At 71.5% G+C, this 6,053-nt stretch carries 6 protein-coding genes and 1 pseudogene; 3 read left to right on the forward strand and 4 right to left on the reverse strand.

The window, feature by feature from the left end; all coding sequences use genetic code 11:
* Positions 1–249: pseudogene (locus CCN39_RS19540) on the reverse strand (GGDEF domain-containing protein); the annotation flags it as partial.
* 217 nt (positions 250–466) lie between these two features.
* Between CCN39_RS19540 and CCN39_RS19545 the strand changes: the two are divergent.
* Positions 467–1,426: a chitinase gene (locus CCN39_RS19545; RefSeq protein WP_208630271.1), complete on the forward strand. Its 960-nt coding sequence runs from the start codon at positions 467–469 to the stop codon at positions 1,424–1,426.
* Positions 1,427–1,499: 73 nt separating this feature from the next.
* On the opposite strand, the gene CCN39_RS19550 is transcribed toward CCN39_RS19545, so the two are convergent.
* The 3 genes from CCN39_RS19550 to CCN39_RS19560 all read right to left on the reverse strand — a co-directional run bounded on the left by CCN39_RS19550 (position 1,500) and on the right by CCN39_RS19560 (position 4,262).
* Positions 1,500–1,991, reverse strand: coding sequence for a hypothetical protein (locus CCN39_RS19550; RefSeq protein WP_086843994.1), 492 nt, complete (start codon positions 1,989–1,991; stop codon positions 1,500–1,502).
* Positions 1,992–2,147: 156 nt separating this feature from the next.
* The gene (murJ, locus tag CCN39_RS19555; RefSeq protein ID WP_086843996.1) at positions 2,148–3,929 is read right to left on the reverse strand and encodes a murein biosynthesis integral membrane protein MurJ; all 1,782 of its coding nucleotides are present in this window, start codon (positions 3,927–3,929) and stop codon (positions 2,148–2,150) included.
* Positions 3,930–4,004: 75 nt separating this feature from the next.
* The gene (locus CCN39_RS19560) at positions 4,005–4,262 is read right to left on the reverse strand and encodes a hypothetical protein (protein ID WP_086843998.1); all 258 of its coding nucleotides are present in this window, start codon (positions 4,260–4,262) and stop codon (positions 4,005–4,007) included.
* A gap of 292 nt (positions 4,263–4,554) precedes the next feature.
* On the opposite strand from CCN39_RS19560, the gene CCN39_RS19565 reads away from it, so the two are divergent.
* Positions 4,555–5,010, forward strand: coding sequence for a hypothetical protein (locus tag CCN39_RS19565; RefSeq protein ID WP_143264082.1), 456 nt, complete (start codon positions 4,555–4,557; stop codon positions 5,008–5,010).
* A gap of 211 nt (positions 5,011–5,221) precedes the next feature.
* Positions 5,222–6,053: alpha/beta fold hydrolase (locus tag CCN39_RS19570; protein ID WP_143264083.1), on the forward strand; the 832-nt coding region annotated here is incomplete at its 3' end.

Consider the following 6,053-nt stretch of genomic DNA (forward strand, 5'->3'; position numbering starts at 1 on the left):
CTTCCCGCCGCTCGCCGCGAGCAGCGCGAACGGCGCCAGCATCGCGGCGAGCGGCGGGAAGCGGAGGGCGGCGAGCACGACCGCGGCGACGGCGAGGGTGTCGACCCCGACGAGGTACCAGACCTGGCCGCGGCGCGGCAACCGCCAGAGTGCCCACCGCCACGGGGCCCAGTGCTGCGGGACGAGGGCGGGCAGCAACCGGCCCGGGCGGCGTTCCCCGCCGGCGGCGACCGTGGAATCCCCCACCATTTCGGCAAAGTAGCCGGATTGCGGGCTCATGTCACTCCGCCTTCAGGGGAATTTAACATCGTCGGCAGCTCCGGGCACCGTGGGTCATTTTCCGACCGACGGAGGGTTGACACGCAACATTGGTCTAGTCCACTGTGTGGTGGCACACAAGCACTCCTCCCGGGTTGATCCCGCCGCCTCAAACCGGAGGTGCTCCACCTGCGTTCGGAGGACCCCCATGAAATCAGTGCGCCGTCTCCTCACCCTCGCGGCCGCGGCTTCGGCCGCGCTGGCCACGACGGTCGGGCTCGCCCCGCAGGCCATGGCCGCGGTCGACCCGGTGCTCGCCTCCCCGTACCTGTACCAGTGGGGCGGCCAGACCAGCCCGTCCGCCGCGATGTCCGCGACCGGCGTGAAAGCGTTTACGCTCGCGTTCGTGCTGTCCGACGGCACCTGCAACCCCAAGTGGGACGGCAGCCGGTCGCTGACCGGCTCGGACAAGACGATGATCCAGAACATCCGCAACGCGGGCGGGGACGTGATCCCCTCCTTCGGCGGCTGGTCCGGCACGAAACTGGGCTCGAAGTGCACGTCGGCCTCCGCCCTGGCGGGCGCCTACCAGAAGGTGATCGACGCCTACGCGCTCAAGGCGATCGACCTCGACATCGAGAACACCGACGAGTTCCAGAACAACACGGTCCAGGACCGCATCCTCAACGCGGTCAAGCTGACCAAGCAGAAGAACCCGAACCTGAAGGTCGTCATCACCATCGGCACCACCACGACCGGCCCCGACTCCTGGGGCAAGCGCCTGATCAACCAGGCCAAGGCGATCGGTGCCCCGGTCGACGTCTGGTCGGTCATGCCGTTCGACTTCTCCAGCGGCGGCGACATGGCCGCGCTGACGAAGTCGGCGGTCGACGGGCTGAAGAACCAGCTCAAGACCACGTTCGGCTGGAGCGACGACACCGCCTACCGGCACAGCGGCCTCTCCTCGATGAACGGCAAGACCGACAACGCGGGCGAGACGGTCACGGTCGCCAACTTCACCTCCATCCGCAGCTACGCGACCAGCCACCACCTGGCCCGCTTCACGTTCTGGGCCACCAACCGCGACTGCAGCGGCGGCGGCGAGTGCAGCGGCATCAGCCAGGACAAGTACGCGTTCACCAAGATCGTCGCCGGCTACACCGGCTGACGCTCCGGACCCGTAGTGGGGCTGTCGGGGGCCCTCTCACCGGCATCGGGGTCGGTGAGGGGGCCTTCGCGGGTCAGCGCCGCCAGCCGCCGCAGTACGGGTAGCAGCCGTAGTAGTTCCACCGCGGGTCCCATGTGGACGGCGGCGCGCTCGGCTTCGCCGTGGACGGCGGCGGCAGATCGATCGTCACCGTCGGGGTCGGCGCCGGGGTCGGCGTCCGGCGCGCCTGCATGACCACCGGCGACGGCGTGGTCGTCTCGGTCGGGACGGCCAGCGCGGTCGACGTCGGCGCGGCGGTGGCCGGCTGCAGCTGCGGGAACTGCGTGGAGCCGGGGACCGAGTCCGGCCGCGTCGCCAGCACGATCACCAGTCCGCCCAGCACGACGACCACCGCCGACACGAGCGCCATCCGCGCCGCCCCCCGGGGCCCGGCTGCGGGCTCCGTGCCCCGGCGCGCCGCCAGTTCGGCCGCCCGCGAGCCGGGTTTGCGCGGCCGCGCCCCCGTCTGCCGCAGCAGTTCGTCGACCGTGACCCGGTCCCGTCGTCTGCGCGCGCTGCGCGTCATGCACGGCCTCCACCTGATACCCCCGCCGCCGCGCTCGCCCGCGCCGGCCTGATCCCCGGTGGATAGTAGAAACCCTTGCGGCAATTGTAAACGCGCTGATCGCCGCGCTCTCGTTACCGTTTCGAGACATCCGGATCGCGTTCCCGGCCGTAGTCGTCAACGAGCCGCGAACCGCCGCCGCAGCCCGGCCACCCGCCGGGTCACCGGGGTGAACTCCGGCAGCTTCAGCAACGCGAGCAACCCGAAGGGCACGGCCATCCCCAGCACCCCCTGCACCGGCAGCTTCACCCACGCCCCCGGGATCACCCCCAGCGACTCGGGCACCGCGTGCCCGGCCAGCACCGCGGCCACCACGCCCAGCCCGCTCACCGAAAGCGTGATCAGCCCGACCCGCAGCGACCGCTTGCTGCGCAGATGCCCGAGCCGGACCCACAGCCAGACCTGGCCGAGGACGGCCCCGACCACGAACCCGGCGCCGTTGACGAGCATGACGCCGTAGACCACGTGCTCGCCGTCGAGCAGACCGCGGCAAAGCAGCAGCAGCGGGATCTTCACCGCCGTCATCACGAGCATGATCAGCGTCGGCGTGCGGGCGTCCTTCATCGCGTAGAACACCCGCAGCTGCAGCATGACCAGCGCGAACGGCAGCAGCCCGACCGCCGAGACGGCCAGCGTCTGGCCGAGCCGCTCGGCGTCGTCGAGGGTGCCGCGGCCCCACGTGAAGATCGCGATGCCGATCGGCGTTCCGACCACCGCCAGCACCGCCGAGATGGGCACGAACAGCACCGTCGACATGCGCGAGGCGAGCGAGAGGTCGCCGACGAGCGAGACCGTGTCGCCGTCCGCGGCGGCGCGGCTCATCCGCGGCATCAGCGCCGTCAGCAGCGAAACGCCGAGGATGCCGTACGGCAACTGGAAGAGCAGGGACGCGTAGCTGTAGGCCGTGACGCCGCCGCTGTTGCCGCCCGTCAGCACCCGGGTGGTGATGACGAACCCGACGTGGCTGACCACGACGTAACCGAGGATCCACGCGGCGAGCCCGCCGAACTCCTTGATCCGCGGGTCGAAGCCCCAGCGCCAGCGGAAGCGGAACCCGGTGCGCAGCAACGCCGGGATGAGCACGACGGCCTGCGCCACGATGCCGAGCGTGGTGCCGAGGCCGAGCACGAGCAGCTTGGGATCGCTCATGTGGACCGGGTCGAGGGTCAGCTCGCCCGGCACGAAGGCGAACACGACGAGCGTGCCGGTGACGACGACGTTGTTCAGCACCGGCGCCCAGGCCGGCGGGCCGAAGACGTTCTGCGCGTTGAGGATGGCCGAGAGCAGCGCGAAGAGGCCGTAGAAGAGGATCTGCGGCAGCAGCAGGTACGCCAGCGCGGTGGTCAGCGCCGAATTGGCCGTCGGAGACGATTTGTCGACGTAGAGCGCGGTGAACAGCGGGGCGATCGCCACCGCGACGGCCGTGCCGACGACGAGCAGCACGAACGCCATCGTGATGAGCCGCTGCGTGTAGGCGCGGCCGCCGTCGGGGTCGTCGTGCGAGCGGACCAGCAGCGGCACCACGACGCTGGCGAGGACGCCGCCGAAGAGCAGTTCGAAGACGATGTTGGGCAGGGTGTTCGCGACGGTGAAGGAGTCGTTGACGACCCCGGCCCCGACCACGGCGGCGAGCAGCAGCTTCGCGACGAACCCGGTGACCCGGCTGACGGCGGAGGCGACCGCCATCCGGCCGCTGGAGCGGGCCAGCGACGAACCGGCGCCCTCCCCGCGCCCGGCGCTGACCGGCGACGCGGGCGGCCGCGCGACGATCTGGCCGGCGAACTCGTCGTAGGCGCGCCGCGAGACGTCGGGGTCACGGGTCGGCCAGTGCGGGCCCCGCAGCTCGCTCGGGAGGAAGACCGTCGCCTCGTCGTCCGCCGGTCGTGGGTGCTCCGCCATGGGGACAAGCCTGCCAGGTCAGGGGCACGGAGGGGAGTCCGAACACCTGTTCGGGCAGGCGACGCTCCGTGACCCTCAGGCGGCGACGGTGATCGCCAGCACGGCCTTCCCGGCGTCGGTCAGCTCGGCGGCCACGCGCCCGGTGCCGCCTTCGACGGCGGGGCGCAGGTAGCCGCCGTGGGCGAGGGCGTGCGCGGTGATCTGATCGCAACAGGCGAATCCGTCGATGAAGAGATCGGGCTCGCAGCTGCACGACATCTGTGCACGACCCGCGGCCACCGCCTTCAGCATCGCCATCGCGCGGTGGGTGAGCTCGACTTCTGAACCGGACACCGGACTGCCTTTCGTTTTCGTCACTACAACGGGTCATTCGCCCGTTGGGCCGATTGTGTTACTTACGGCACTATGACGTTCGGGGTGGGGGTGAGGTTCCACGTGTCAGCGGTCGGTGGATCCGGCCCGACCCGATCGGCCACCGCATCCGCCGAAGTCCGGGCAAACCGGCCGACCTCGCGGCCTGCTTTCGGGTGAGACCAGTTCGCAGGCGACAACCTGGCCGACGGGGTGGGCGTGTCAGGCAGCGGACCCGGAACTTCCGGGCGCCGAAGTGACCACGAGGGGATCCTTGCTCACCATGCCGAAGTCACATCCCGCACCGACGACCGCGCGCCGCACCCGCCGCCGCACGGTTGCGGCCGGCGCAGCCGCCGTCGGACTCGTCCTCGTAACCGCGCCCGCCGCGACGGCCGGGCAGGTGTCCGTGGTCCGGAATTTCCACGTCGCTTACGGAGCCAGCTACGCCACCGGCACCGCCACCTTCACCAACCGGTGGGTGACCCTCGATGGCACGCTGCACGCCGTCGGATGTGGCCGAGTTGTCTACGGAGACTCCTACGCGGCGGGGAAGGGCATCGATGGTGGCAGCGCGAGTTCGACTCCGCGCTGTGACGGGAACTGGCCGATTCACGTTCCGGTCCCGGCCGACGTGGTGGGCGGTGCCGACAGTGTTTTGATCACTCTGGCTGCGCCGGACGGCACCGCCGCGAGGTGGGCTTACCGCGATATCAGCCTCTCGCGGTAGCGAGTGCGGTCGTGCGGGAGAGCCCGGACCGGCCGGTCCTCCCGCGCGATCGCGCTTCTGCACCATCGCGTCGGTCACGCCGAATCCGGCAGGTCCGCCACCGCCGGTGGCGGCGTCGCATCCGGGCCTTCGCCGCCGCCGGACACCACGGCCCGGAAATGTCTGTCCCAAGGCAGACGCGCGCGGCGCCGCCGGCTGCTCGAATCGAGGCATGAAAGCACTGCTCAAGCGGGTGACGGCGGTCGCCGCGCTGCTCGTGACCGGAGCCGGAACCGCCACGGCCGCCGCCGGACCGGCGTGGCGGGACTGTTACGACGGCTTGTCCTGCACCGAGATCGAGGTGCCCGCTGACTGGGACCACCCGGCCGGCGGCGCCACCGTCACCGTCCCGCTGCTCCGGATCCCCGCGCGCGACCGGAAACTCGGCACCCTGCTGGTCAACCCGGGTGGGCCCGCGCAGTCGATCCCGCTGTTCGCCGTGCCGGGGTACCGCGACCAGTTCACCGACCTCGCGGCGCGGTTCGACGTGGTGGTGTTCGACCCGCGCGGCCTCGACGTCACGTGCCCGGCGCCGGTGCCCGCGCCCCTGCCGGGCCCGCTGACCAGGAGTGCGTACGACGCCTTCGCGGCCGCGAACGCGAAGTTCGCGGCGGACTGCCCGGCGGCCCGCGGCCGGCTCGGCGCCGACCAGGTCGCCCGCGACCTGGACGCGATCCGGGCCCGGCTGGGCGAGTCCCGGCTGAACTACTTCGGCAGTTCGTACGGCACGGTGTACGGGCAGGAGTACGCGGCGCGGTTCGGCTCGCGCGTCGGGCGCATGTACCTCGACAGCGTGCTGGACCACACCCGCGCCGACCCGGCGGCGTGGGCCCGGGACGGCGCGGTGACGGCCGAGCGCAACCTGGTCCGGATGGCCCGCTGGTGCGCGGCGGACGCGGCCTGCGCCTTGCACGGCCGCGACGTGCTCGCGGTGTGGGACGAGCTGGCGACACCGGAGGTCGCCGCCTGGGCGGCGGCCCGGATCGGCGACGACCGCAGCTGGC

Source organism: Amycolatopsis kentuckyensis (assembly GCF_002155975.1).
Taxonomy (GTDB): domain Bacteria; phylum Actinomycetota; class Actinomycetes; order Mycobacteriales; family Pseudonocardiaceae; genus Amycolatopsis; species Amycolatopsis kentuckyensis.

Bases quoted from the DNA above. Each gene is read 5' to 3' on its own strand.
- CCN39_RS19545 (WP_208630271.1), top strand. From the start codon at position 467: ATGAAATCAGTGCGCCGTCTCCTCACCCTCGCGGCCGCGGCTTCGGCC.
- CCN39_RS19550 (WP_086843994.1), bottom strand. From the start codon at position 1,991: ATGACGCGCAGCGCGCGCAGACGACGGGACCGGGTCACGGTCGACGAA.
- murJ (WP_086843996.1), bottom strand. From the start codon at position 3,929: ATGGCGGAGCACCCACGACCGGCGGACGACGAGGCGACGGTCTTCCTC.